This is a genomic window from Dyella sp., from assembly GCF_035685885.1.
In the GTDB taxonomy this organism is placed as follows: Bacteria; Pseudomonadota; Gammaproteobacteria; order Xanthomonadales; family Rhodanobacteraceae; genus Dyella.
In genome coordinates this window covers 31,078-56,000 of sequence record NZ_DASRZX010000008.1, presented here as the reverse complement: position 1 = coordinate 56,000, position 24,923 = coordinate 31,078, and the positions used below count along the sequence as shown (strand labels likewise).

The 24,923-nt window shown below is 64.3% G+C and carries 26 protein-coding genes; 11 read left to right on the top strand and 15 right to left on the bottom strand.

What is annotated here, in order from left to right:
- Positions 1–12 precede the first annotated feature (12 nt).
- Complete coding sequence (locus tag VFG49_RS01855) at positions 13–447, bottom strand: hypothetical protein (RefSeq protein WP_324857800.1); 435 nt, start codon at positions 445–447, stop codon at positions 13–15.
- Positions 448–583: 136 nt separating this feature from the next.
- Here VFG49_RS01855 and VFG49_RS01850 point away from each other — a divergent pair, with 136 nt between their 5' ends.
- Positions 584–2,266, top strand: a complete 1,683-nt coding sequence (locus VFG49_RS01850) for a long-chain-fatty-acid--CoA ligase (protein ID WP_324857799.1) — start codon at positions 584–586, stop codon at positions 2,264–2,266.
- A gap of 162 nt (positions 2,267–2,428) precedes the next feature.
- On the opposite strand, the gene VFG49_RS01845 is transcribed toward VFG49_RS01850, so the two are convergent.
- Entirely contained in the window at positions 2,429–2,797 is a 369-nt protein-coding gene (locus VFG49_RS01845) for a PilZ domain-containing protein (protein WP_324857798.1), read from the bottom strand.
- A 97-nt stretch (positions 2,798–2,894) separates the two neighbouring features.
- Positions 2,895–4,070 carry a DNA polymerase IV gene (locus VFG49_RS01840; protein WP_324857797.1) on the bottom strand — a complete coding sequence of 392 codons (1,176 nt, stop codon included), beginning with the start codon at positions 4,068–4,070 and terminating at the stop codon, positions 2,895–2,897.
- A gap of 469 nt (positions 4,071–4,539) precedes the next feature.
- On the opposite strand from VFG49_RS01840, the gene VFG49_RS01835 reads away from it, so the two are divergent.
- From VFG49_RS01835 to arsC, 4 genes are read left to right on the top strand one after another with little or no spacing between them, the layout of a single operon-like run.
- Positions 4,540–5,445 (top strand): ScpA family protein, encoded by a 906-nt coding sequence (locus VFG49_RS01835; protein ID WP_324857796.1) that lies wholly within the window; start codon positions 4,540–4,542, stop codon positions 5,443–5,445.
- Between the two features lie 49 nt (positions 5,446–5,494).
- Positions 5,495–6,373 (top strand): SMC-Scp complex subunit ScpB, encoded by an 879-nt coding sequence (scpB, locus tag VFG49_RS01830; protein WP_324857795.1) that lies wholly within the window; start codon positions 5,495–5,497, stop codon positions 6,371–6,373.
- A complete protein-coding gene (locus tag VFG49_RS01825) occupies positions 6,370–7,899 on the top strand; it encodes a pseudouridine synthase (protein ID WP_324857794.1) in 1,530 nt (509 codons plus the stop codon). Before scpB ends, VFG49_RS01825 begins: the two co-directional genes overlap by 4 nt.
- A complete protein-coding gene (gene arsC, locus VFG49_RS01820; protein ID WP_324857793.1) occupies positions 7,899–8,246 on the top strand; it encodes an arsenate reductase (glutaredoxin) in 348 nt (115 codons plus the stop codon). Before VFG49_RS01825 ends, arsC begins: the two co-directional genes overlap by 1 nt.
- 40 nt (positions 8,247–8,286) lie before the next feature.
- On the opposite strand, the gene VFG49_RS01815 is transcribed toward arsC, so the two are convergent.
- Both VFG49_RS01815 and VFG49_RS01810 read right to left on the bottom strand, forming a co-directional pair.
- Positions 8,287–8,520, bottom strand: coding sequence for a helix-turn-helix transcriptional regulator (locus VFG49_RS01815; protein WP_324857792.1), 234 nt, complete (start codon positions 8,518–8,520; stop codon positions 8,287–8,289).
- A gap of 7 nt (positions 8,521–8,527) precedes the next feature.
- Positions 8,528–9,079, bottom strand: a complete 552-nt coding sequence (locus VFG49_RS01810) for a hypothetical protein (RefSeq protein WP_324857791.1) — start codon at positions 9,077–9,079, stop codon at positions 8,528–8,530.
- A gap of 14 nt (positions 9,080–9,093) precedes the next feature.
- Between VFG49_RS01810 and VFG49_RS01805 the strand changes: the two genes are divergently transcribed.
- Positions 9,094–10,437, top strand: coding sequence for a retropepsin-like aspartic protease (locus VFG49_RS01805; protein ID WP_324857790.1), 1,344 nt, complete (start codon positions 9,094–9,096; stop codon positions 10,435–10,437).
- Between the two features lie 56 nt (positions 10,438–10,493).
- On the opposite strand, the gene VFG49_RS01800 is transcribed toward VFG49_RS01805, so the two are convergent.
- From VFG49_RS01800 to VFG49_RS01790, 3 genes are read right to left on the bottom strand one after another with little or no spacing between them, the layout of a single operon-like run.
- Positions 10,494–11,300 (bottom strand): amidohydrolase, encoded by an 807-nt coding sequence (locus VFG49_RS01800; protein ID WP_324857789.1) that lies wholly within the window; start codon positions 11,298–11,300, stop codon positions 10,494–10,496.
- Entirely contained in the window at positions 11,288–12,433 is a 1,146-nt protein-coding gene (locus VFG49_RS01795) for a pyridoxal phosphate-dependent aminotransferase (protein ID WP_324857788.1), read from the bottom strand. The genes VFG49_RS01800 and VFG49_RS01795 overlap by 13 nt, the downstream gene beginning before the upstream one ends.
- A 60-nt stretch (positions 12,434–12,493) precedes the next feature.
- Positions 12,494–13,447, bottom strand: a complete 954-nt coding sequence (locus tag VFG49_RS01790) for a LysR substrate-binding domain-containing protein (protein WP_324857787.1) — start codon at positions 13,445–13,447, stop codon at positions 12,494–12,496.
- Between the two features lie 114 nt (positions 13,448–13,561).
- On the opposite strand from VFG49_RS01790, the gene VFG49_RS01785 reads away from it, so the two are divergent.
- The gene (locus VFG49_RS01785) at positions 13,562–14,146 is read left to right on the top strand and encodes an FMN-dependent NADH-azoreductase (protein ID WP_324857786.1); all 585 of its coding nucleotides are present in this window, start codon (positions 13,562–13,564) and stop codon (positions 14,144–14,146) included.
- A gap of 531 nt (positions 14,147–14,677) precedes the next feature.
- Here the strand turns inward: VFG49_RS01785 and VFG49_RS01780 are convergent.
- Positions 14,678–16,354, bottom strand: coding sequence for an amidohydrolase (locus VFG49_RS01780; protein WP_324857785.1), 1,677 nt, complete (start codon positions 16,352–16,354; stop codon positions 14,678–14,680).
- Positions 16,355–16,457: 103 nt separating this feature from the next.
- The gene (locus tag VFG49_RS01775; RefSeq protein WP_324857784.1) at positions 16,458–16,694 is read right to left on the bottom strand and encodes a hypothetical protein; all 237 of its coding nucleotides are present in this window, start codon (positions 16,692–16,694) and stop codon (positions 16,458–16,460) included.
- Positions 16,695–17,021: 327 nt separating this feature from the next.
- Here VFG49_RS01775 and VFG49_RS01770 point away from each other — a divergent pair, with 327 nt between their 5' ends.
- Both VFG49_RS01770 and ligD read left to right on the top strand, forming a co-directional pair.
- A complete protein-coding gene (locus VFG49_RS01770; protein WP_324857783.1) occupies positions 17,022–17,258 on the top strand; it encodes a hypothetical protein in 237 nt (78 codons plus the stop codon).
- Between the two features lie 36 nt (positions 17,259–17,294).
- Positions 17,295–18,185 carry a non-homologous end-joining DNA ligase gene (gene ligD / locus VFG49_RS01765; protein WP_324857782.1) on the top strand — a complete coding sequence of 297 codons (891 nt, stop codon included), beginning with the start codon at positions 17,295–17,297 and terminating at the stop codon, positions 18,183–18,185.
- 5 nt (positions 18,186–18,190) lie between these two features.
- On the opposite strand, the gene VFG49_RS01760 is transcribed toward ligD, so the two are convergent.
- The 3 genes from VFG49_RS01760 to VFG49_RS01750 form a co-directional block, all read right to left on the bottom strand.
- Positions 18,191–18,601, bottom strand: a complete 411-nt coding sequence (locus VFG49_RS01760; RefSeq protein ID WP_324857781.1) for a response regulator transcription factor — start codon at positions 18,599–18,601, stop codon at positions 18,191–18,193.
- 147 nt (positions 18,602–18,748) lie between these two features.
- A complete protein-coding gene (locus tag VFG49_RS01755) occupies positions 18,749–19,399 on the bottom strand; it encodes a response regulator transcription factor (protein WP_324857780.1) in 651 nt (216 codons plus the stop codon).
- On the bottom strand, positions 19,348–20,934 hold the full coding sequence (locus VFG49_RS01750; RefSeq protein ID WP_324857779.1) for an ATP-binding protein: 1,587 nt from the start codon (positions 20,932–20,934) through the stop codon (positions 19,348–19,350). The genes VFG49_RS01755 and VFG49_RS01750 overlap by 52 nt, the downstream gene beginning before the upstream one ends.
- Positions 20,935–21,352: 418 nt before the next feature.
- Between VFG49_RS01750 and VFG49_RS01745 the strand changes: the two genes are divergently transcribed.
- Positions 21,353–22,048 (top strand): response regulator transcription factor, encoded by a 696-nt coding sequence (locus VFG49_RS01745; RefSeq protein ID WP_324857778.1) that lies wholly within the window; start codon positions 21,353–21,355, stop codon positions 22,046–22,048.
- Positions 22,049–22,097: 49 nt separating this feature from the next.
- Positions 22,098–22,565: a glycine zipper domain-containing protein gene (locus tag VFG49_RS01740; protein ID WP_324857777.1), complete on the top strand. Its 468-nt coding sequence runs from the start codon at positions 22,098–22,100 to the stop codon at positions 22,563–22,565.
- Between the two features lie 13 nt (positions 22,566–22,578).
- Here the strand turns inward: VFG49_RS01740 and VFG49_RS01735 are convergent, their stop codons facing one another.
- Both VFG49_RS01735 and VFG49_RS01730 read right to left on the bottom strand, forming a co-directional pair.
- Entirely contained in the window at positions 22,579–23,601 is a 1,023-nt protein-coding gene (locus VFG49_RS01735) for a BamA/TamA family outer membrane protein (protein WP_324857776.1), read from the bottom strand.
- Between the two features lie 411 nt (positions 23,602–24,012).
- Positions 24,013–24,915 carry a DUF2950 domain-containing protein gene (locus VFG49_RS01730; RefSeq protein ID WP_324857775.1) on the bottom strand — a complete coding sequence of 301 codons (903 nt, stop codon included), beginning with the start codon at positions 24,913–24,915 and terminating at the stop codon, positions 24,013–24,015.
- Between the last annotated feature and the right edge of the window lie 8 nt (positions 24,916–24,923).

Genomic DNA, 24,923 nt, shown 5'->3' with positions numbered 1-24,923 from the left:
CTTCAGCGGGGCCTAGGCAGACTTCCACGTGGCCGAATAACACCGCCACGTGCGCCCTTCCTTCCGCCACGCCGTTTCCACCTCATAGACGCCCATCTGCGCCGGCAGCAGCTTGCCGCCGCTGGTAAGTGTCACGGTGAAGTTCGCCACGTAACGCTCGCCACGCGGCTCGACCGTGATCGACCCGGCGAGCGCATGGATCGTTTCGCCACGGAAGGCCGCGGCTCGCAGCAGGCCCAGCAGTTGGCGCCGGTCCATGCTGCCGTTGTTGCCGTCGAAATCGTCGGTGACTACATCGCCCAATGAGGAGGCATCGGTGTGTTCGGCCGCCTGCTCCGCTGTCTCGATGCCCTGGCGCACGAGACTTTCGTCGGGTGTGCGATGACAGGCTGCCAGACCCAACGCCAACAGGCCGCAAAACAGCGGTTTTACAAGCAGTTTCTGCATCATGGGGGTCCGGAAATCTCGCTGCAGCGCGGCTTGCCGCTATACGCGGGCGTATGCTCCAATGCCGCGTCGCCATCTTGCCCTACCCGTGCCACCATCACCAACGGGCCATCAACAAAGGAGCTTTGGATACAACATGAGCAACGAGCGTCCGTGGCTGGCCCATTACCCGGAAGGCGTCCCCGCGCAGATCGACATCAATCAGTACGCATCCGTGGCCGCCGTGGTGGAAGAGGCGTTCGAGCGCTTTCGCCACCGCCCGGCGTTCGCCAGCTTCGGCAAGCAGCTCAGCTACGGCCAGATCGATGAGATGAGCCGCCAGTTCGCCGGCTACCTCACCGGCGTGCTCAAGCTCGGCAAGGGTGATCGCATCGCGATCATGATGCCCAACGTCCTGCAGTATCCCATCGCCCTTTTTGGCGCGCTGCGCGCCGGCCTGGTGGTGGTCAATACCAACCCGATGTACACCGCGCGCGAACTCAAGCACCAGCTCGAGGACGCCGGCGCCAAGGCCATCGTGGTGCTGGACAACTTCGCCGCCACGCTGCAGCAGGTGCTGGCCGAGACGGAAGTGAAGCACGTCGTCACCACCGGCATCGGTGATCTGCTGGGCGCCAAGGGCGTGCTGATCAACTTCGTGCTCAAGAACGTCAAGAAGATGGTGCCGCCGTACAACATTCCGCATGCGGTGCGTTTTCGCGATGCTCTCTCGCAGGGCGCCTCGCACGCGCTGCCGAAGGTGGACCTGAGCCACGACGACATCGCCTTCCTGCAATACACCGGCGGCACCACGGGTGTGGCCAAGGGTGCCATGCTCACGCACGGCAACATGGTGGCCAACATGCTTCAGGCGGGTGCCTGGATCGGCACCAACGCCAAGCCGGGCGAGGAAGTGATCATCACGGCGCTTCCGCTGTATCACATCTTTTCGCTTACCGCGAACGGACTGGTGTTCATGCGACTGGGCGGCCTGAACTGGCTGATCACCAACCCGCGCGACATGCCCGGCTTCGTCAAGGAACTGAAGCAGTCCAACTTCACCGCGATCACCGGCGTCAACACGCTGTTCAACGGCCTGCTCAATACGCCAGGTTTCGCCGAGCTCGACTTCTCGCGCCTGCACCTGAGCCTTGGTGGCGGCATGGCCGTGCAGCGTGCCGTGGCCGAACGCTGGAAGAAAGTCACCGGTTGCACGCTGGTCGAGGCCTACGGACTGACCGAAACCTCGCCGGCTGCGTGCATCAATCCGCTGGACCTCAAGGCCTACAACGGCTCGATCGGCCTGCCGATTCCCTCCACCGAGGTAGCGATCTGGTCGGAGGAAAACCAACCGCTGCCGATCGGTGAAGTGGGCGAACTGATGGTGCACGGCCCGCAGGTGATGAAGGGCTACTGGCAGCGACCCGGGGAGACTGCCAAGGTGCTGGGCCCCGATGGCTGGCTGCACACCGGCGACATCGCCCGCATGGACGAGAGTGGCTACGTCTTCATCGTCGACCGCAAGAAGGACATGATCCTGGTGTCCGGCTTCAACGTGTATCCGAACGAAGTCGAAGACGTCGTCATGCAGCATCCCGGCGTGGCCGAGGTGGCTGCGGTCGGCGTGGTGGACGAGCACTCGGGCGAAGTAGTGAAGCTGTTCGTGGTGCGCAAAGACCCGAACCTCACCGTGGAAGAACTGAAGAAGTTCTGCCACGACAATCTCACCGGCTACAAGCGTCCGAAGATCATCGAGTTCCGCGACTCGCTGCCCAAGAGCAACGTAGGCAAGATTCTTCGCCGCGAACTGCGCGACGAGAAGAAGGTCGCCGCGGGCTGAGAACGAGGAGTGAGTGGAGAGAAGTGAGGAGTGAGAGAAGGCCTCGCCTCCACCCAAACAAAAGCCCGGCGTGATGCCGGGCTTTTTTGTTGGTAACCCGCGAGGTCATGAAGATGGAGAGGGTTTCTCTCACTTCTCTTCACTCACTCCTGCTCCCAGGCCTCAGTCGTGCCACAGCTCCAGGATGTCGGCATAGCCGCCCAACAGGTTCCACAGCGGCACCTGTTTGTCCTCGGGGATGCGCGTATAGGCGAAACCCACGTGGCGATCGGAAATGCGGGCCACCTGCGCTTCCAGATGAATGTGCAGGTCATGGCCAAAGATCATGTCCAGGATCCAGCTTTCCCCTGGCTCGCCGTTCCAGCCGAGCGGTCGGCGCAGCAGCACGCCCGTTGCGGAAATATCCACCAGCTCGGTGGGATGCGACTCGTCCGCACGGCTCATGAGTACCGTGGTTTCGATCCGCATGCGCGCAGGTCGCAGCTGCTCCGGTTCGGAGCCTGTCCTGGCGTTGTCTTCCGCTTTGCTCATCCTGCCTGGTCTCCCCGCACCGCGCGCACCATGCGCCGGCTGCCTCTTCCTGCTGAAGGCACGCCCATCACCATGATGTGGAGTGCCCATTCCAACTTCAATCCTGGTTCCGCGTGCGCAACACGCCCGCGCGTACCAGACTCCCCGAACCGAACTTCGAATTGATCCTGTCCTGCAGACTGTCCGGGGCCTGCGTTGCCGCCGCATCCTCGAACAGATCCTGCTGGTGCCTGCCCTCGAAGCCCGACAGGCTGATGCCCAGCAGGCGAAGGCGCGGCCTTGCCTGCATCTTCCACCATGCGCGAAGCAAACCTCGTGCCAGCTCATAGATGTCGGCAGCCGAGGCACTAGGCAACCGCAGCTGCGCCTGGCGCGTATGCGTGACAAACGGCGGCTCCCGCAGCTTGACCGTGACGGTACGCCCCATGAGGGCACGTTGGCGTGCACGGGCTGCGACACGCTCGCAATGTCGCAGCAGCCACGCTTCCGCCATGGACAGATCCGCCAGATCCGTATCGAAAGTGTGTTCGGCGCCGATGGATTGTTCGGCCTGTTCGGCTTCGACGCAACGCTCGTCTTCGCCACGCGCCAGCGCCTGCATGACGCCGGCCTGACGTCCCAGCGCACCGGCCAGACGCATCGTGTCACATGCTGCCAATTCCCCGATGGTGTGGATGCCCAGACGATGCAGCGCCTGCTCCGTCACCTTGCCGACCGCCCACAGCCGGCCGACCGGCAACGGCGCCAGTTCAACAGCGGCGTCTGCCGCGGCGATGCGACGGAAGCCGTCGGGTTTGGACAGCTCGCCGGCCAGCTTCGCAAGCAGCTTGTTGGGCCCCATGCCGACCGAAGCCACCAGCTGCGTTCGCTCCCTGATCGCGTCCTTGATCCGCCTGCCGATCACTTCCACCGACCCCAGCAGGCGCAGGCTCGCGGTGACGTCGAGAAACGCCTCATCCAGCGACAGGCCTTCGACCAGGGGCGTGGCCTCGTGGAACACCTCGAACACCTGCGCGGAGACTTCTTCATACCGCGCCATCCGCGGCCAGAGGTAAACCGCATCCGGGCACAGCCGCCGCGCCTGGGCGGTGGGCATGGCCGAGCGCACGCCAAAAGGCCGGGCCTCATAACTGCAGGTGGAGACCACGCCACGCGGCCCCAGGCCACCGACAACGACCGGAAGCCCGCGCAGCTCGGGGTGGTCGAGCTGTTCCACGGACGCGTAGAAGGCGTCCATGTCTACATGGATAATGGAGCGGTCGTCGGATGGCATGCGCCGCTATTTTGCCGCCAGATCGATGGTTCGGCGTACTGGACTTGCCGGCTTGCAGCCGCTAATCTTGGTCCTGCGTGGGTCATGAGGGTGCGCGCACGATCGGCCAGGATCGACCGCTACGTCACCCATCCCGATGCACTCAGCCGACCGATTGAGAAGCCAGTGACGAGGGTTTCGTCATGTTGTGGCTTGCGTCTTTGCCATGGCTCGCGGCCATCCGAAGACGCTCAAGGGTCGCTCACGGCCAGCCTGATCGAAACGCCGGACGCGCGATTTCATCATGCATGCCCGCGACGGTGACGCCAGGCGCACCGGCTAGGCATCGCGCAACAAAGGCTTCAACGGATCGCCGACACATGGGCGCGGTCCGGGCGGGGACATTCGCCGGTCGCATGCGGCGGGACAGAACGTTTCCTAACGTGTTGAATGCAACGCACGCCGTCCAGGACGGCCCAACGACATATTGATGAGCACTGAGCCAGTCGAGCCTCAGCAGGTCACCCCACCGCAGGACGTGTTTGCGTCCGTACCGCAACAGCAGGAAATGCCGCTGGCCATCGTGCGCGGTGAACCGCTGTTGCAGATGCCGCAGGACCTGTACATCCCGCCGGATGCGCTCGAGGTCATCCTCGAAGCGTTCGAAGGCCCGCTTGACCTGCTGCTGTACCTGATCCGTCGGCAGAACCTTGACATCCTGGACATCCCTGTCGCCGAGATCACCCGGCAGTACATGGATTACATCGAAATGATGCGCGATGTGATGCGGCTGGAGCTGGCGGCGGAATACCTGCTGATGGCCGCGATCCTGGCCGAGATCAAATCGCGCCTGCTGTTGCCCCGGCCACCAACCGAGGAAGGCGTGGAAGACGACCCCCGCGCCGAACTGGTCCGTCGCCTGCAGGAGTACGAGCGTTTCAAGAGGGCGGCGGAGGATATCGAAGCCCTGCCCCGCATGGAGCGCGACTTTGCGACAGCCCATGCGGACACCGGCGAGCGCAATGTCATCAAGCTGCCGCCGCCGCTTGAGCTGAAGGAACTGCTGCTGGCGCTCAAGGACGTGCTGCACCGCGCCGAGCTGTTCGGGCATCACGCCATCAAGCGCGAGGCGCTCAGCGTGCGCCAGCGCATGGGTGAACTGCTGAGCCGTCTGGGCGACTCCAGTTTCCATCGCTTCGAGACGCTGTTCGATATCAGCGAAGGGCGCCTGGGCGTGGTGGTCACCTTCCTGGCCATGCTGGAGCTGGCCAAGGAAATGCTGGTGGAGATCGTGCAGGAAGAACCGCTGTCCGCCATCTACGTTCGCTCGAAGGCGGCCAATGTCGAGGAATCGATCGAACTGTCCGACGACGAAGCGACCGCCGCGGCCGAATAAGCGGCTCGCCGCACAAGCCCAATCATTCATCCTCACCTGAACTGAGGCCATGCAGATCGAACAACTCAAACCCATCATCGAGGCGGCACTGCTGGCATCCAGCCAGCCGATGACCGTGCCTCAACTGCTGGAACTGTTCGGCGAAGAGGACGAAGTCGGCCGCGAGGAAGTATCCCGCGCACTGGAGGCACTTGCCGAAGACTGTGCCCAGCGCGGCGTGGAACTGCGCGAAGTCGCCTCCGGCTTTCGCTACCAGGTAAAGCAACACGTGCATCCGTGGATTTCGCGGATGTGGACCGAAAAACCCAGCCGCTACTCGCGCGCCCTGCTGGAAACCCTCGCGCTGATCGCCTACCGCCAGCCGATCACGCGCCCGGAAATCGAGCAGATCCGCGGCGTGGTGGTCTCTTCCAACATCATCAAGACGATGGAAGAGCGCGAATGGATCCGCGTGGTGGGCTACCGCGACATGCCCGGCAAGCCGGCGCTGTTCGGCACCACCCGCGCCTTCCTCGACTACTTCAACCTGAAATCGCTGGACGAGCTGCCGCCGCTGTCGGAAATCCGCGACATGGAAGATCCGCAGATGAGCATCGCGCCCGAGCCGCTTCCGGCCCGCGTGGCGCGTGACCTGCCGATCGATCCGGACGAAGAAAATGAAACCCTGGTGGTGGCCGGCGACGACGCCGACACCATCATCGAAGAAACCACCGACGAGGCACCTGTGCCCGCCGATGAAGAAACCACCGACGCCGCCGTGACCGACGCGCCGGCCGACGAACAACCTGAGGCGATGGAAGTCGCCTCTTCCGAACCCGGCGCTGCCACGCACGCCGACATCCCGACTGACACTGCCGATGAGGCAGCGACCCGCGCGGACGCCGATGACGGCGACGCCACGCAAGATACCGAGGAGTACCGCGCATGACTGCGCCCCAGAAATCCGTTTTGACCCTTAAGCGCACCCCGCGCGACGAAACCACCCCTGCCCTGGAAGAACGCCTGCACAAGGTGCTGGCCAACGCGGGTCTCGGCTCGCGCCGCATGCTGGAACAGCGCATCCAGGCCGGCGAAGTCGAACTCAACGGCGCGCCCGCCACCATTGGCGCCAGCGTGCACGCGGGTGACCGCGTCGTGCTGGATGGCAAGCAGTTCGTCGTCGCCACCGACAACCGCGACGAAACCGAAGTGCTGGTCTACCACAAGCCCGAAGGCGTGGTGACCACGCGCGAAGATCCCGAAGGCCGTCCCACCGTATTCGAGCAGCTGCCGCGCCTGAAGGGCGCGCGCTGGGTCGCCGTGGGCCGCCTGGACATCAACACCACCGGCCTGTTGCTGCTCACCACTGATGGCGAGCTGGCCAACGCGCTGATGCATCCCAAGAGCGGGCTTGAGCGCGAATACCTGTGCCGCGTGCACGGCGAAGTGCCCGACGAAATCATCGAAAGGCTCAAGGCCGGTGTGGAGCTGGAAGACGGCCCTGCCCGCTTCGACGAGATCGGCGTGATCAGCCGCGGCGGCAGCCATAGCTGGTTCCGCGTGGTGATCCGCGAGGGTCGCAACCGCGAAGTGCGCCGCCTGTGGGATTCGCAGGGATTCCTGGTCAGCCGCCTCAAGCGCATCCGCTACGGCAGCGTGGAGTTGCCGCGCAACCTGCGCCGTGGTGATTGCGAAGCGCTGGGCGAGGAAACCGTCAAGGACCTGCGCAAGACCACCGGCCTTGGCGCACCGCAGCCGGTGCTGACCCTGAGCCCCGTGCTGCACCAGCGCCGGGCGCCGCGCAACGTCACCGAATATCGCCCCGAGCGTGGCGCCACCGGTGGCTACAGCGCCGGCTACCAGGACGAAGCACGCGAACTGCGCGCCTACGACCGCATCCGCGAGGAACCGGTACGCGGCAAGCAGCAGCGCCGCAAGCCCGGCCGCGAAGTGAACGGCAACGTCGCTCGTCCGGATCGGCCGGCCGGCGGCATGCAGCGCAAGGGCAAGCGCGGCGGCGTGGCGCCGGGCCAGGAGCTGCCGTCCGTACGCACCTGGTTCGCCGGCGATAGCCGCGAGGGCGGTGCTGCACGCGGCGGCGCAGGTGGTGCCGGCAATCGTCGCGGCCCCGGTGGCGGCAAGCCGTTCGGCGCTCGCTCGGCCGAGGGCGGCAGCAAGCCGTTCGGTGGTCGTTCCGGCGAGAGCCGTGGCGGCAATCCGTATGGCGGCTTTGGCGGTGGTGGCGCGGGTGGCAATCGCAGTGGCGGCCAAGGTGGCCCGGGCGGCAATCGTGGCGGCAAACCCGGCGGTCGTCCCGGCCAAGGCCAAGGTCAGGGTGGTCGTCCGCAGGGTCGCGGCGGCAGCCGTCCGCAGGGCCATGGCGGCGGTACCGGTGGTGGCCGTCCGCATGGTGGCGGTGGCGGTGGCGGTGGCGGTGGCGGCGGTCGAGGCGGCAATCGCCACGGCAATCGCTGATGACGGTCCGCATCTACCACAACAGCCGTTGCTCGAAGTCGCGCGCGACGCTCGAGCTGCTCGAGTCGCGCGGCGAAGTCTGCCAGGTAGTCAACTACCTGGAGACGCCGCCGAGTTCGGCTGAGCTGGTGCAGTTGCTGGACATGCTCGGCATGATGCCGCGCGAATTGATGCGCACGAGCGAACCGGAATATGCCGAGCTGGGACTGGACGATCCCACGCTCGACGACACCACGCTGATCGCCGCCATGGCGACTCATCCCCGACTGATCGAGCGTCCTATCGTGGTCGCCAACGGCAAGGCGGCCATCGGCCGTCCGCCAGAAGCGGTGTTGTCGATTCTCTGATGACCCTGCCCCGTCACCGACGGGGCATGCGTATCGCTCCTCAGGCGCTTTCCTCGCCTTCTTCCTCGTCGCCCGGTTCGTAAGCGAGCAGATCGCCTGGCTGGCATTGCAGGAACTCGCAGATCTTGCTCAGCGTCTCGAAACGCACACCGCGCACGCGCCCGGATTTGAGCAACGAGAGATTGGATTCGGTGATGCCCACGAATTGCGCAAGCTCGCGTGAGCGCGCCTTGCGCAAGGCCAGCATCACATCGAGTCGAACGACTATCGCCATGCGCGCCTCACACGATCGAACGATGGTCGTCTTCGAGGCGAGCGGCCTCGTCGAACAGACGCGCCACAAAGAAGAACACTGCCGCCGGCAGCAAGGCGAGCAGGTCGTCGCCCGAAAATTCCAGTTGCACTGAACCCGTGCCTCCCGAATGCCAGGCGCTCCAGAGCACGGCCATCGGAGGCAGCACCACGCGCAATGCGGCGGCGATCATCAGCAGGCCGGCAAAGCGGCGGAAATGACACGTGACCGTCGCGGAAAACAGCGCGTCGGGCCGCACCCGCCCAAGCATGCGCGCGAGCTCGACCAGCGCTGCACTCGTTATCAAGGCCAGAACAGCCGCGATCCCGGCCGCCCAGACGCGGGGCAAACCATCGGTAAAGAGCGTTGCCGCCACGGCCGCAGAACCGCCGGTATTGCCCAGAATGCCCCAAGCCGTCACCAGCACGCAGGCCGCCGCTCCCAGCCACGCCGCCCATCGGAGGCCGTGCGCGACCCTCGTCAACTTAAGTGCTGTTGCATGATTATTTTTTTCTGTATTACGATAATTTTTACTCGTCATACGGACACCATAACATGGAAAAGCGCGGCCTCGCCCGATTCGCCTCGGGATTGCTATTGACCGGCGCCCTGGCGCCATCCCTTTGCGTCGCGGCGCAGGCAGGGGTTGCGGGCGACCCGGCCATTCGCATCGCCTTGCAGGAAGCCGCGGACGGCGATGTCTTCCGCCTGGAGGTGCAGCTTCCCCACATCGACGATACCGGCCTGGCCCTGCTCGCCCGCGCCCGCATTGCCGCCGCGCGCATGGACACCAATCAGGCGAGGCAGCTGGTGGATCGCTACCTGGCCGGAAGTGAGCGCAGCCCGGCCGATTGCGCGCTGGCCTGGCCCATCGCAGCGGATGCCAGCTTTGCCGAGGGCGATTACGCAAAGGCCGCGCAGGCATCCCATGCGTGGCAGGCCGCGCTCGCTGCCGACGGCGCCACCGTCGAGCAACAAGCCGATGCCATGCAGATGGCGACCTTGGCCGATCAGTTGAGTCGTGCGCCCGCGCAGAAAGTAACGGGCTATGCACCGCATGCGATCGCCCTCGTGCGCGACAAGGTCGGCCTGCCCCGCGCCGATGCCGACATCAACGGGCAGCGCCAGGCATCGGTCATCGATACTGGCGCCAACCTATCGGTCGTTTCGATGACCACCGCCCGCAAGCTCAAGCTGCGCATGCAGGATGGCGCGGCCAGTGTCGGAAGCTCAAGCCGCCAGGCAGTGGCCACGCGCATCGGTGTGGCGGATCACCTGGCCATCGCCGGCCTGCAACTGGATCACGTGGCCTTCCTCGTGCTGGACGACGATCAGCTCAACATGCCCGTGCCGGGTGGCTACCAGATCGATGCCATCATCGGCTTTCCCGTGCTGCGCGAACTGCAGCGCATCGCGTTCACTTCGGATGGTCGACTGGTGCCCTCGCTCAGCCCGGCATCGCAGGGCGAGCCAGGCAATCTACGCATGGCCGGCAGTGACCTGTATGTCGACGTGGCGTTGAACGATCTGCCTGTGGCGATGCATCTGGACAGCGGCGGCTCGCACTCGTCGCTGTCATCGCGCTTCGCACGACAGCATGCGGACCTGCTGAAGGGGCTTTCGTCCAAGAAAGATCACGTGGCCGGTGCTGGCGGTGCGCGCGACCGCACCTCGGTAACGTGGCCGCAAGTACGCATACGCATCGCCGGCCAGCAGACCGTGATGAGTGGCATCAGCGTGTCATTGGCCGATGCCGGCAACGTCAAGGAACCCAACGTGCTGGGCGGTGACATCCTGCGTGCGTTCGATGGGTGGACCATCGACTTCCGGCGCATGCAACTGGACGTTGGCGCACCGAAGACGCCAACACCGTCGTCCGGCGCCGCGTCTGCGCGCTGAAACACAGCATGCCCGCGAACCACCCTTTCATCACGAAGGGTGTTTCGCCTGTCAGCTCAGATGGTCGGATCGAGCGTGAAGCGATCGGCATCCATCCACGCGGGAAAACGCTCGCGATGCGCCAGCAGCGGCGCTGGATCGACGGTCACCGTTACCACCTGCTCCTGCGGACCCAGTTCCACCAGCGGTTCGCCAATGGGATCGAGAACGGCGCTGTCGCCCGCATACGGCAAGTCGTTGCCATCCACGCCGACGCGGTTAAGACCGACCACGTAGCTCAGGTTCTCGATGGCACGCGCGCGCAGCAACGTACGCCACGGTTGGCGACGTGGCGCCGGCCAGTTGGCCACAAACAGGGCAAGGTCGTAATCCATGCCGCCGGTAGCGTCTTCACGGCGGCCGTTGCGCAGCCATACCGGGAAACGCAGGTCATAGCAGACCTGCGGAAGAATGCGCCAGCCCTTGAGCTCGACGATCAGGCGTTCTTGGCCACCGCCGTAGCGCGTGTGTTCGCCAGCCATGCGGAACAGGTGGCGCTTGTCGTACTGCGCGAAACTTCCGTCCGGCCGGGCCCAGATCAGGCGATTGAAAACCTTGTCGCCCTCGCGGATGGCCAGGCTGCCGCACAGCACGGCGTCCACTTCCTGCGCAAGCGCGCGCATCCACGCCACGCCTTCGCCATCCATCGTCTCGGCGCTGGCTCGCGTGTCGTTGCTGAAGCCCGACAGGAAGGTTTCCGGCAGCACGACGAGATCAGTCTGGCCGGCCACGCGGCGCACCAGCTCGCCGTAGTACTCGCGATTGGCGGGCGCGTCGTGCCAGCGCGTGGCACCTTGCACCAGGGTGATCCTCAGAGCTTGCATAGACGCTCCGCGGCGGCGTCCATGGTGGCGTCGCTTTTGGCGAAACACAGGCGCAGCAGGTGCGTGCCCGGCGCCTTGTCATAGAACGGCGTGAGCGGAATCGCAGCCACGCCGCCTTCCTTCACCATCCACTCGCAGAATGCCACGTCATCCTTATTGCTGATGGCGGAGTAATCCACCAGCTGGAAATAGCCGCCCGGCACGTCCAGCAACGTGAAGCGCGAGGGCTTGATCAGCTCGCGGAAGCGGTCGCGCTTGGCCTGGTAGAACGCCGGCAGTTCCAGGTAATGCTCTGGCGTGCTCGCCATGAATTCGGCGAACGCCACCTGCGCAGGATGGAACGTGCAGAACGTGAGGTACTGGTGCACCTTGCGGAATTCCGCCGAGAGCGCCTTGGGCGCCACGGCGTAGCCGACCTTCCAGCCGGTGCAGTGATAAGTCTTGCCGAACGAAGACACCACGATGCTGCGTGCCGCAAGCTCCGCGTGGCGCAGCACGCTCTCGTGCTTCGCGCCGTCGTACACGATGTGTTCGTACACTTCATCGGACAGCACTACGATCTCGGTATCGCGCACAATGTCGGCGAGTTCATCGAGATCGGCCGCCGACAGCACCGCGCCCGTCGGGTTGTGCGGGCTGTTGACAAGGATCATGCGTGTCTTCGGCGTAACCGCATCACGCACGCGCTGCCAGTCCACCGCAAAGGTCGGCGCCTGCAGCGGGATGTGCACGGCACGCGCGCCCTGCAGTTCGATCGCCGGCTCGTAGCTGTCATAGGCGGGGTCGAACACGATCACCTCGTCGCCCGTGCGCACCACGGCGGCGATGGCGGCAAACAGCGCCTCGGTGGCCCCGGAGGTCACCGTCACTTCGGTGTCGGCACTCAGCTTGTGGCCGTACATGCGTTCGGTCTTGAGCGCGATCTGTTCGCGCAGCGTCGGAAGCCCGATGCCCGGCGCGTACTGGTTGCGACCTTCCGCCATCGCGCGGGTCACGGCGTCGCGCAAGGCCTCGGGCGGCTCGAAATCAGGAAAGCCCTGCCCCAGGTTCACGGCCTTGTGCTCGACCGCCAACTGGCTCATGACACTGAAGATGGTGGTGCCGACTTTGGGCAGCTTCGTTTCGATCTGCATGTTCCGGATGTCTGGATGGCTAAACGGTGATGCTAACACGTGCCCTGCGGCACCCTAGTGTCAGACGTACTTGTTGCACTGCGCATGCTTCTCGCGGACGGTATCGGGCAGTCTCTCCGCAAGAAAATCCACGAAAGCCCGAACACCCGGCAGCAGCCCGCGGCGGCTGGGGTAGACAAAGTGCATGGTGCCCTGCGGCACGCTCCAGTCGGGCAACACCACTTCCAGCTCACCGCGGGCGATGGCCGGCCCGCAGACGAATTCCGGCAACAGGGCCACGCCGATGCCGCGCTTGCAGCTTTCCAGTAGCGCTGCGAAGTCACCGCAGATCAGGCGCGGCTGGATATCGACGATGATGCGCTCGTTCTGCGCGTCCAGTAGCTCCCAGCTTTGCGCGCCTTCGTGCTCGTGGTTGCTTAGCGCGGGCAGTTGCGACACGTCGGCGGGTTCCTTGGGATGGCCGTAGCGCTTGAGCAGGTCGGGACTGGCGACAAGCAGCACCCGCGATTGTCCGAAGGTGCGCATGACCAGGGTGGCGTCGGTATCAAGCTTGCTGCGCACGCGGATGGCGATGTCGAAGCCCTCGCCGATCACGTCCACGCGCCGGTCGGTGGCCTGCAGGCGCACCTGCATCTTCGGATGCTGCGCAAGGAACTCCGGGAGGATGTGCCCGACCACGGTCTGCACCAGCGACACCGGGCAACTCACGCGCACCACGCCACGTGGCTCGGAGCGCACTTCTTCCACTGCCTCCTGCGCGGCGCGGGCTTCCTCCAGCACCGCGCGGCAATGGCCATAGAAGCGTTCGCCGACCTCGGTCACCACGAAACGCCGGGTGGTCCGCTGCAACAGGCGCACGCCGAGGCGCTCTTCCAGTTGGGCAATGCGCTTGCTGAGGCGCGACTTGGGAATCCCAAGTGCGCGGCCCGCTGCCGAAAAGCCGCCGTGTTCCACCACTGCCGCGAAGAAGTACAGGTCGTTGAGATCCTGCAGGGCGCCGTCCAACACCGTCATCGCTGTTTCCTTGTGGGAACAATACGTTCGACTTTACCCGTCTTATCGGGAGATTGTCTCCCGGATACCTTAGTTCTGTCGCCGGATGGTCCGGCCCGTTACTGAGGAATTGCCATGAAACTGCTGCATCTCGACGCCAGCGCCCTGGGTAGCCACTCCGTTTCGCGCGGTCTGACCGCAGCCATCGTAGCGGAGTTCACCAAGAACCAGCCGGCTACGGAAGTGATCTACCGCGATCTCGTTGCCAACCCCCTTCCGCACTGGACCCCTGTGGCCGACGCCGCCGACCCGGCCACGATTCTCGGCACCCAGATGCTGGAAGAGTTCCTGGCGGCGGACGTCGTGGTGATCGGCGCGCCGATGTACAACTTCTCCGTCCCCAGCCAGCTCAAGGCATGGATCGACCGCGTCGCCGTGGCGGGCAAGACCTTCCACTACACCGCCAATGGCCCCGAAGGCCTGGCCGGCGGCAAGCGCGTAATCGTCGCCTCCTCGCGCGGCGGCGTGTACAGCGAAGGCAGCGCCGCGGCGCCGATGGACTTCCAGGAAACCTACCTGCGTGCCCTGTTCGGCTTCCTCGGCGTCACCGACGTGGAGTTCGTGCGCGCTGAAGGCGTGAACCTCGGTGAGGACAACAAGGTTGAATCGCTGAAGACCGCTCATGCGTCGATCGGCGTGGTGATGCGCAAGGCGGCGTGATGGAAGGCCCTTTCCCTCTATAGGAAAGGGCGACATGAAAGATAGGGGCGCATGACTGCAAGCAGTGTTGGTTGCTTGACGGATACGCCCCTCTCTCGCCGAGAGGGATGAGACTTCGCTTTAAGTCCTCAGTACTTCGACGCGTTGCGGGGTAGCGGCGCCGTTTGAGGCAGTAAGACCACGTATTGTCGATGCTTCAGTCGACAAGCTTGTATCCATCGAAGCGCTGCCAGCCTTTCAGGCCATTTTCTTTGGGCCACGTTTCTTTTGGGCCAGCAAAAGAAAGGTGGCTCGGCGGCCGGCAGGACGTCGAAACGCCCGCTGCGTCCCACAGGGACTTCCTTCGGTCGTAAGCGGCACGCTGGCGATAGCGTCACATCAGAACCAAACAGCAAGGTCACTGGATAACCAGCCATTCGGCTGTTGTAAAGCGCCTCCTACGTTCGCAGGAATGACGCCAGGAAAGACCGAGGCGAAAGGCGGTCGCGCACAGGGTGCGCCCCTACAGGGAGCGGCACCCTGCGCCGCGCATCAATGCGCGGCGTTTGCGTTCTTCGCCTGATACACCGGCTTCCCATCCACCCACGTACTCTCCGGTTTCAGATCCGCGATCTGCCGCGGCGACACCGTCATGATGTCTGCGTCCAGGATCACGAAGTCCGCGCGCATGCCCGTCTTGAGCATGCCCACTTCGTTCTCCATGAAGGCGGCGTACGCCGCGCCACGGGTGAAACCCGCCAGCGCCTGGATGCGACTGACACGCTGGTCAGGCAGCCAACCTCCCGGAGGCTGGCCATTGAGATCCTGCCGGGTGACGGCCGCGTACAGGCCCAGCATCGGGTTCACCTGTTCCACCGGGAAATCCGAGCCGAACGCCAACGGCACATGCTCGTGGATGAAGCGTTGCCATGCATACGCGCCCTTCAGGCGTTCCGCGCCGAGGCGCTGCTCGGCCCACGGCATGTCGGACGTGGCGTGGGTGGGCTGCATCGATGCGATCACGCGAAGCTGGGCAAAGCGGGGAATGTCATCCAGCGCCACGATCTGTGCGTGCTCCACGCGCCAGCGATGGTCGCTGTCGGCATGCTCCCCCAGCACCGACTGATAGGTATCCAGCACCATGCGGTTGCCGCGATCGCCGATGGCATGTGTGGCCACCTGCACGTGACAGCGATACGCCTTTTCCACCGCCGTGCGATACGCGTCCGGCGAGGTCACCAGGATGCCGCGATTGCCGTGGTCATCGTTGTAGTCCGACAGCAGCGCCGCGCCGCGGCTGCCCAGCGCGCCGTCCATGTACAGCTTCACGGTGCGCATCTGCAGCCGGCCACCAGCGTCGGCCCAGCGACCACCCTGCGAACACAACCAGTCGAGCGCGGCATGGTTGCCGTCGGCCATTTCATAAATGCGCAGGGGAATTTCGCCAGCAGCGGCCATCTCCTGCAGCACCTTGAAGTCATCGAGGCTGGTGCCCGGATCGTGCACGCCGGTAAGGCCAGCGGAGACCGCATCGGCGAACGCCGCCTTGTATGCCTCGCGCGTTTGCTCGTGCGTCAGCGGCGGAATCGCATCGGCCACCAGGCCGACCGCACCATCCACCAGCACGCCTGTCGCTTTCTTGCCGACGCGCAGGATGCGGCCACCCTGGGGCTGCCAGTCCCCATCCAGTGTTTTCGTCGCGTGTTTCATCGCCGCGGTATTTACCCAGGACGCATGACCGTCGATGCGTTCCAGATAGACCGGCCGGTCGGGAAACGCGGCATCCAGGTCGGCGGCAGTCGGAAACTGCTTGCCCGCCCAGCGGTTCTGGTCCCATCCGCGACCGACAAGCCAGGCATCCTTCGGCAGTTTTGCTGCGCCGGCCCTGAGCCGATCCAGCACCTCGGCCTTGGATGAGGCGCCCACCAGGTCCACCTGGATGTGCGTCATGCCCAGGCCCAGCATGTGACCATGGGCATCGATCAAGCCCGGGATAACCGTCGCGCCCTTCGCGTCCACTTTGGTGGCGTCGGGATAGCGCTTTTCGAGGTCAGCGGAATCCCCGACAGCCAGCAGGCGGCCATCGTCCTTCCATGCCAGTGCGGTTGCCTCCGGGAGCGCAGGATCCAGCGTGTGTATACGTGCGTTGATAAGCAGCGAGGTCGCCTGAAGCGGCAGTGCCGCCAGCGCAAGCAAGGCGATGGACGTACAGCGAAGCGACAGTCGCATGGAGGGATCCCGGGCAAGAGGTCCTGCGACTTTGCCCAGCCAGCCGCGTCGACACAAGCGGCCATGCAACATGCCCGGCCCGGGGGCCGTCAGCGAAGAAGCATCAGGCGGCCTGCACGAGTGACGGCGTGGGCTGGTCGAACCTGGCCAGGCGAATGGTCGACTCCGGCCCGGGCATTTCCACGCAGACCGGGTGCCCGGAGCGCAGGTACTCCTCGCGCGCCACTTCACGGGCCAGTTTGATTGCAGCCGAAAGCTGCAGTTGGCTGAAGAGCAAGGAACCCGAACGGCACACGTTCCACTGACCCTCAGCGGATTGCTTGAGCGAGTAGGTGACCATGATCCAACCCCTGTAGGGAAAGAGAGCCCCGCCACTGCTTGACCACGTAGGCGCGGAACTTTCCGTGCCATTGACCGGGACCGATCAAGAGTGCCCTCATCCTGCCGAGAAGCCTATCGGCCTCTCACATCGTGTCGCGTAGGAATGCGACTACATCACCCTGAGGCGCCGTTCGCAACTGTTTCACGCCTGATACACGATGAATTGGCATCAATGAACGTGTGCGCAGCGTCTCGTGAACGGCCTTGCTGCGCACATCGACTTTCTCACCCGTCGTTAACTGCATAGCTTGCAGGTTCGAAACTCTCACGACGGGAGTCATGCGCGATGTCACAAGAAATGGATGACCTGCGCGGTCGCATGTACCAGGCATTCGATGAGCTGCTGAATCTGTATCGCTTGCTGGAGCAGGAGAACGACCTGCTTCGGGAACAATTGCGACGCCACCCGGTCGGCGAGCTGCAGATACGCGAGACCGAGCGAAAGATGCTGGAGGTGAAGGGTGGCGCTGCCCTGGTAAGGCACGAGCGATTGCGAGAATTGCTCGCGTCGCATGCGTCATGAAGCCGGCGTTGCACGCGCTGGCGCAGGAATGCCCACATGCCTGGTAATGACATCAGCGGCATCAAGATCACCCATCCCGACCGCGTGCTGTACCCCGATGAGGGATTCACCAAACAGGACGTGGTGAACTACTACGCTGCGGTGATGCGCTGGTTCCTCCCAGGCGTCATCGGTCGGCCTGTCTCAGTGCTTCGCTTTCCCGACGGCCTGGGTGAGCCGGGCTTTTTCCAGAAGCATCCGATGCGTGGACTCAAGCACGCGGGCCACGTCCGCCTGCGCGAGGAAAGTGGGGAATCCGACGATTACCTGTGTCCGGGCGACGCAACCTCCATCATCGAACTCGTGCAGTTCAACGCCATCGAGTTCCATCCGTGGGCGGCACGCGCCACGTCGCTGGAAACACCCGACTACCTGGTGTTTGACCTCGATCCCGGACATGGCGTTGCGTGGCGCGAGGTGATCGAAGCCGCGCGACTGGTGAAAAGCCGCCTGGCGGACTTGTCGCTGCAAAGCTTCGTGCGCACCACCGGCGGCAAGGGGTTGCATGTCGTGGCGCCGCTGCGTGGCACGCAACGCTGGGACGATGCCCGGCGCTTCAGCCAGGCGTTCGCACAACAGCTGGTAGCGGAACAACCCAGCGCTTTCATCGCCAAGGCGGCCAAGGACGATCGCCGCGGCAAGATCTTCATCGATTACCTGCGCAACACGCGGGGCGCGACGAGCGTGACGTCGTACTCCCTGCGCGCGCGGACCGGCGCTACCGTTGCGACGCCACTTCGCTGGCAGGATCTGGGCAAGTGCACGGGCGCGTCGGATTTCGACATGCGCTCGATCCCACGCCGGCTGGCGAGGCTTCGACACGATCCCTGGGAAGGCTTCGCCGAGCTGCGCCAGGATCTTCGCGAGGCGCTGCGCATCTGCGCATGAGACCATCAGCGAATGAGGCTTTCCACGCGGCCCAGTGTGGAAGATACGAAGTAGCGATCCTCGAGCACGCAATGCACGGCATCCGTGAGCTCCTCGCCCGCAGACGCCTTGAGCACGTAACCCTTGCCGATGGCCAATGCCGCGCGCGCCAGCGTGGGGTCATCGTGCACCGTGATGAATACCACCGGCAACGCCGGCCGGTCGTTGAGGAGTTCGCGTGCTGCCTGCATGCCATCCATGCCGGGCATGCTGATGTCAGTAACGACAACATCCGGACGCAGGCGCCTGACCGCCTTGACCAAGGCTTCGCCATGCCCGACCACTGCGAGCACGTCAAATTCCTCGCCAAGCACTTCCCGGATCTGCTCGGCGACAGGAGGGTGGTCTTCGGCCAGCACGACCGTCGCTCGCGTCACGCTCGTCCCCGCTCGGATAAGGCTCAGAGGGGAGCATCGTCCATCGCGAAAACTTCCGCCACCGAAAGAGAACCGAGTTTCCACTAAGTAAAACTACGCGTTCCGCCTCTCGCGGAGCACGAGCAGCACGGCGACCCAGGAAAATGCCTAGAAAAGCAGCCCCAAGTCCTCGGCCCGGCGTACCAGCTCCAGCGTGGAATGCACGCCAAGCACCTGCATCATGGTGTACTTGTGCGCCTCCACCGTGCGCACCGAAAGCCCGAGCTGCAAGGCGATCTGCTTGGAACGCAGCCCCTCGCCCACCAGCCGCAGCACCTGCAGCTGCTTGGAGGTGAGATTGCGCATATCTGCCGACTGGCCGCTGATGTAACGCGCGCCAAGCGCAGGGGTGACGTACGTGCCGCCCAGCATCACCTGCTGCGCCGCATTGCGCAGGTCTTCGCCGGCCGAACTCTTGAGGATGTAGCCGCTGGCGCCGGCCCGGAGCGCCGCCACTGCCAGCGCCGGTTCCATGTGCATGGTGAGGAAAACGAAACGCGTGCGAATACCCGCCTGCCGAAGCCGCTTGAGCGCATCCATGCCGTTGCAGCGAGGCATGTTGATGTCGGCCACGACAAGGTCGGGCTGCAATCGACGCACCGCGTCGATCAACGCCTCGCCGTCGGACACCATGTCGAGCAACTCGAAATCGTCGTCGAGAATGTGCTGCACGCCTTCGGCCACCATGCGGTGGTCGTCGGCAATGATCAGGCTTGGCCGTGCAGCGGCGTATACGGTCCTAGCGGAATGCATATGCATAATTCAGTCCCTTTCCCCAGAGTCGAATGCAGTCGACAGCTGCCGCCAAGCAGCTTCGTACGTTCATCGATACTCATAAGTCCCAGCCCCCGATGCCCCTCGGCGGTCGTGACGAATCCTTTGCCGTCATCCTTTATGGTGAGATCCACATGCTGGTCGCCGATCTGCAGCGAGACTTCCACGCACTGCGCGTCGGCGTGCCTCAATGCATTGCCAAGTGCTTCCTGCGTCACGCGATAAAGACAAAGCGCCACGTCCTCGTGAAGATCCTTGGCATGTGGCGACACTTTCAATTCGATGTTGGGCCCGCCTCGCTGGCGTTGCGCCTGGCAAAGCCCCGCCAATGCAGCCGTCAGCCCTGTCTGAGTAAGCATGCTGGGATGAAGGTCGTGTGAAAGGTGGCGCACGTCCTCGGAGAGCGCGATCAGCTCGCTCTGCAGCTGGCTGACATCGTTCCGATTGCTCTCATCCACCTTGCGACGTAGCGCGCTCAGGCGAATGGAAGCAACAGCCAACCGTTGATTGATGTCATCGTGCAGGTCACGCGCGATGCGTGCCCTCTCCTGCTCCTGCGCGACAATCAGGCGGCCGGCCAGTTCGCGCACCTCCGTGCTGCTGACCGAGAGTGCACGCTGGGTGGTCCGGCGCTGCTCGACCAACGCCGCCAGGAACAGCGAAGCCACAGCCATGCCCAGCATCCACAGTTGCACGCTCAACGTGGTGTGTGTCTCTTCACCCTGCACGAACGGGCCTTCCATCGACAGGCTGAGCTGGATGGCGATGACGCCCACCACCAGGCTCACCACGCTGGTTCCCGGGATCTGCGCGCGCAGCGCGACGTAGATGGCGAGCGGCACGGGGGCAAGCAGCAGCAGCGGCCGCAGCGTTGCGAAACTGCCCAGCTCGCGCCACCCCAACCACAGGCAAACCAGTGCGATGGTGGTGATCAGCAGCATGTTCCAGCTCGGAAGCGCATCGCGGCGCAGCGACGATGCGGGGTTCGCCAGGCTGATGATGGCGGGAGGCAACAACGCGTAGCCCAGGGCATCGGCGAGCGCGACGTGCCACCACGGTCCGGTAAGCCACACCGGCAGAGGCCAAGCTACGCCTATTGCCAAAGCCACGCCGGCCGAGAGCATCGGCAGCAGCATCACGGCGGTGACCACGAACACCAGCAGTCGCAGGAAGTCGTCGATGGGCAGATCCCGGCGCAGCCTGGCGATCACCCATGCGGTCAGATTGATCAGCCCCATGACCAACAGGTAGACCGCCGCCAGGCCCCTTGTCGGTGCCTGCATGATGCTGGTGATGACCAGCAGGCCCGCTATCCAGCCGATATCGTAGGCGGGCCAGAAACGGCCCGGATCGCAGAGCAATGCAGCCAGCAGCAGCGCACCCGGCAGCCAGATCATCAGGACCTCGCCCTGGTGGTTCCACAACGCCAGCGACAGCCATTGGGTCAGGGCTGCAACGACGAGCATGCCGGCGCCACGCACGAGGTGGGGCAAACCGCCATCCAGCGTCATCTCGCTCATGCGCTCCCCAACGATCCGTCCGAACGCCCGCGACAACCGCACAGGCGACACCCCATCCGGTGATGGCCGGCTCGCAGCGTGCGTCCCGACCGGGTGTTCCGCATTTCCCCACGATGGCCGTCATGCCTTCGTGATGACTTGCGTAGTTCTACCGAGAACATGCAGGCACGCGGGTGGCACATGCCTCCAACAAGCGCCTGCCGATGCCCGCCGGGACAGTATTTTTACTGGGCAAGTTTGAGTGAAAGTTCGCTTATCACGCGCTCGCAAAAGGCCCAAGCTTTGCGGCAGCCAAAGGGGCAAAAAATCACGCCGGGAGACCCTCCATGTCGTACGGTCCTGCACCATCTTCGCGTGCGTGGTCTGCAGCTTTCACGCGCGGGGCAGTCATCGTTCCGGCAACGGAGCACAACTGAGCATGTCGGGCGAACATACCAAGGTGGCCAAGGGCAGGCGCAAGCTTCGCGTGCTGCTTGCCGACGAGCATCGCTGCGTCGCCGAAGGCCTCGCCGGCCTGATGGCTCGGCGCACGGATTTCGTGCGGATCGTGCATGACAGCGAAGCCATGGTGCTGGCTGCGCTGGCAGGCGATATCGACCTGATCATTACCGATATCGCCATGTCGCCGGTCAGCGCGCTTCAGGCCCTGCGCCGGCTGCGCAGGCAAGGCTGCGCCATTCCCGTCATCGTGCTGTCCACCCATGGCGAGCCGCTGATCGTGCGCGAAGCCATGATGGCTGGCGCCAATGGCTATGTCCTCAAGCAATCGACCAGCGACGAGCTCTACAGCGCGATGGCCGCCGTCGCGGCGGGAAACCAGTTTGTCAGTCCCGAGCTGATGGCCTCGCTGCTGCAGGCGCCAGAAGCGACCTACCGTTTCACCCGCCGGCAACGCGAAGTGATCGAATGTATGGCGCGCGGCCAGCGCACCAGCGAAATCGCCTCGGAACTGGGCATTTCGGTGCGGACCGTTGAAAGCCATCGCCAGGCATTGCTCGACCTGCTCGGCGTGCATAGCGGCGTGGCGCTGATCCGGGAAGCCGAGCGTCTCGGCCTGATCCCGCTGAGCCCTTATGACACGGCCGTCCATCTGGAAGACGAACCCTGTCCCTGACGTCCTGCGGCCGCTGCGCCGCCATTCACTTGCTTCACGGAGCATCGCCATGAAAACCACGTTTGCATGTTCCATCGCCCTGTTCTGCTCCGCCGTCGTAGTCAATGCAGTGGCGCAGCAGCCACCGCCGGCCCCGGTACCCTATCCCGCGCAGGGGCAGGACGCGGCCCAGCAACAGGCCGACAAGAGCGCCTGCATGTCCTGGGCGCAAAGCAACGCGCCATCGCAACCCGTGCCCGCACAGCAGACGGGACCCGCCGTAGGCGGTGGTCAGCGCGTGGGTGGTGCGGCGCGCGGCGCCGCGGCTGGCGCCGTGGTGGGCGGCGTGGCAAATGACGATGCGGGGCATGGTGCGGCCGTCGGCGCGGCGGCGGGGGTGGTGGCAGGCGGTGCGCGCGCACGCCAGCAACGTCGCGAGCAAAACGCGGCGGCGACACAGACGCAGAGCAACAACGCCACCAACTTCAACCAGGCCTATGGCTCGTGCATGAAGGGCAAGGGTTACACGATCAACTGACGGCGGTGCCCGCTTACCGCCACGCGCTGCCGACCTGTATGTAGAAGGCGTGGTCGTCCTGGCTGCGTGCGAAGTCCAGGCCCACATAGAGCCCCAGCGCGCGCGCCATGAGATAGCGAAAGCCTACGCCTTCGGTCGTGCGGGTTGAGGCGTCGCCAAAATTGATGCTACGCCCCCACGCCTTGCCGGCGCCGCCGAAACCCAACAGCGCCCATCGCGGGTTGAGGTTCCAGCGCAGCTCGGCCTCGAGCATGCCGACGTTCTGGTCCTGGTATCGCCCATAGGAAATGCCGCGCAGGTCGATCGACGGCAACTGATAGAACGGCACGTCGCCGCGCGCCGATCGCAGGTCGGCACGCAAGCCCAGTACGCAGCTTGAGGCGAAAGGAATGTAGTCGTAGATGTGCGTGCGATAGGTCTGGAACGTGTTGTCGCTGCCGAACGCCGGCGCGTAGGCCGTGCCTTCGAGGCGCCACAACACGCCCTTGGAAGGCGTCAACGTGTTGTCGCGCGAGTCATAGCTCAGGCCAAGCCCGAGGCCCGATGCGCGCTGGGCAAAGTCCTTCGGCTTGAAGTACTGGTTGTCGCTCTGCAGGTTCAGGCGGCTATCCAGATCCATGTAGATCCAGCGCGCCGACGCGAACCAGTCGCTTCGACCAAAGCGCCGCGACACCTGCTGGTAGGAAAAAATGCCATCGAGGTTGTAGCCGATCTTGCGCGGCTCCAGCAGCGTCCCCTGCGTGTAGAAGTCCAGGTTCACCGAGGCCTTGCCGGCCAGTCCGGCATAACGCCAGCTGTCGTCGTCGAAGTGGAAGCTGCCGCCAAGGCCCGTGCCCCACGTGCCGTTTTCGGTCTTGAACGCACCGATGCCGTAGATATCCGGAGGAAGGCGCTCGCCACGCTCCTTCGATTCCTCCGACTGCGCCGGGCGATGGAAGAACACCGCTGCCAATCCACCGCCAGTGCCCACCGCCGGCTCGGTGATGATGATGGGCACCAGCAGCGCGCCCTTGTGCTTGAGCAGCCACTGCGACATGTCGAGGTCGCCGTCCTTGGAATCCTTGAAGTTGTCCCACCACGATGTCTTCCCGGCCGGCGGCGGCCCGTCAGGCGACAGTGGGGAGGCTGCATTTCCAGTCGATGCGAAGCCAGCAGGCGCCAGCAAGGCTGGGGATGGGTCCGCCTCGCTGGGCTCATTCGCACCTGCCGACCCGCACGCCAGCATCGTCACCAGTGCCCAAGCCCATGGCGTGTTGCGCGACATCCCGGCCCTCGTCCTGTGGTTGCGATGGGCCGCCTGATCCATGCATTGGCGCAAGCGCGCTTCAGTCGTTTCATGCGGCATGGGGCCAGCTTGCCTGCCCATGACGCACGCCAACAGCGCAATTACTCGGTGAACTCGTGCGTAGAACTACCTAGCCGATGTTCATGCAGGTGAAACGCACCGTCATTCGGCGGGCTTCACCTCTTCCCAGCTGCTGTCGGGATCGAATGATTTCATCGATTGCGCTGTGGCCGCGCCGTTCTTGCCCAGGTCCTTCTCGAAGACTTCGCCGTCATGACTCACCATGAAACTCATCACGCCCGTTTCGCCGTACTGAGAGGGCCAGGCGATCAGTGCGAAGCCGCTGGTCATGCGGCCACCCACGACGTAGTTGTATGCGCCACCCGGGGCGGACGGTCCTTGAGAGGTCAGGATTCGATAGCGATAACCGTGGAAGTCCGGTCCGCTGCCCACTTTTTCGCCCACGAATTGTTCGCCCAGAGGACTGAGCGGCTCGTCGCCGCTCACCGGCCAGTACAAGCCATCCTGTTTGCCCGGGCTGCTCCTGAGCTTCTGCGCATATTGCAGTACGTGGTCACCGTCATGGTCTTCGGTGGCGTACTCACGCTGGGCATCGTAGTAGGCCAGCATCGCTTGCTGGGCGGACAGCTCGTTCGCGCCGATGCGGCGCACACGTATCTCTTCGGCGCCTTTCTTCAGATCGAAATGCCAACCGCCCGCGCCCTGCACAAGCGGCAACGGCAGCACCCAGTTTTCCGAGCCGACATTGAGATGCGCCGCGCCATCCGCCGTTTCGATGCGATGGCTTTCGTCGTAGCGCTTGAGGAACAGATCGACATCGTCGCGATCGATGTCGTCGGTGGGGATGTAGTCCTTCCAGTTGGCGCCGAGTACCTTGGCCAGCGCGGCCTTGTCACTGTCGCGCAATGCCTTCACGAATGCCGTGGTGGCGGCGTCGGCCGTTGGATAGCTGGCCTCCTGCGCGAGCACGGCTGCTGAAATCATGCAGCCCGACCACAAGCTGAGGGCCAGCGCCAGACGAAGTGTCCATGGATTGCGGTTCATGGTCATCC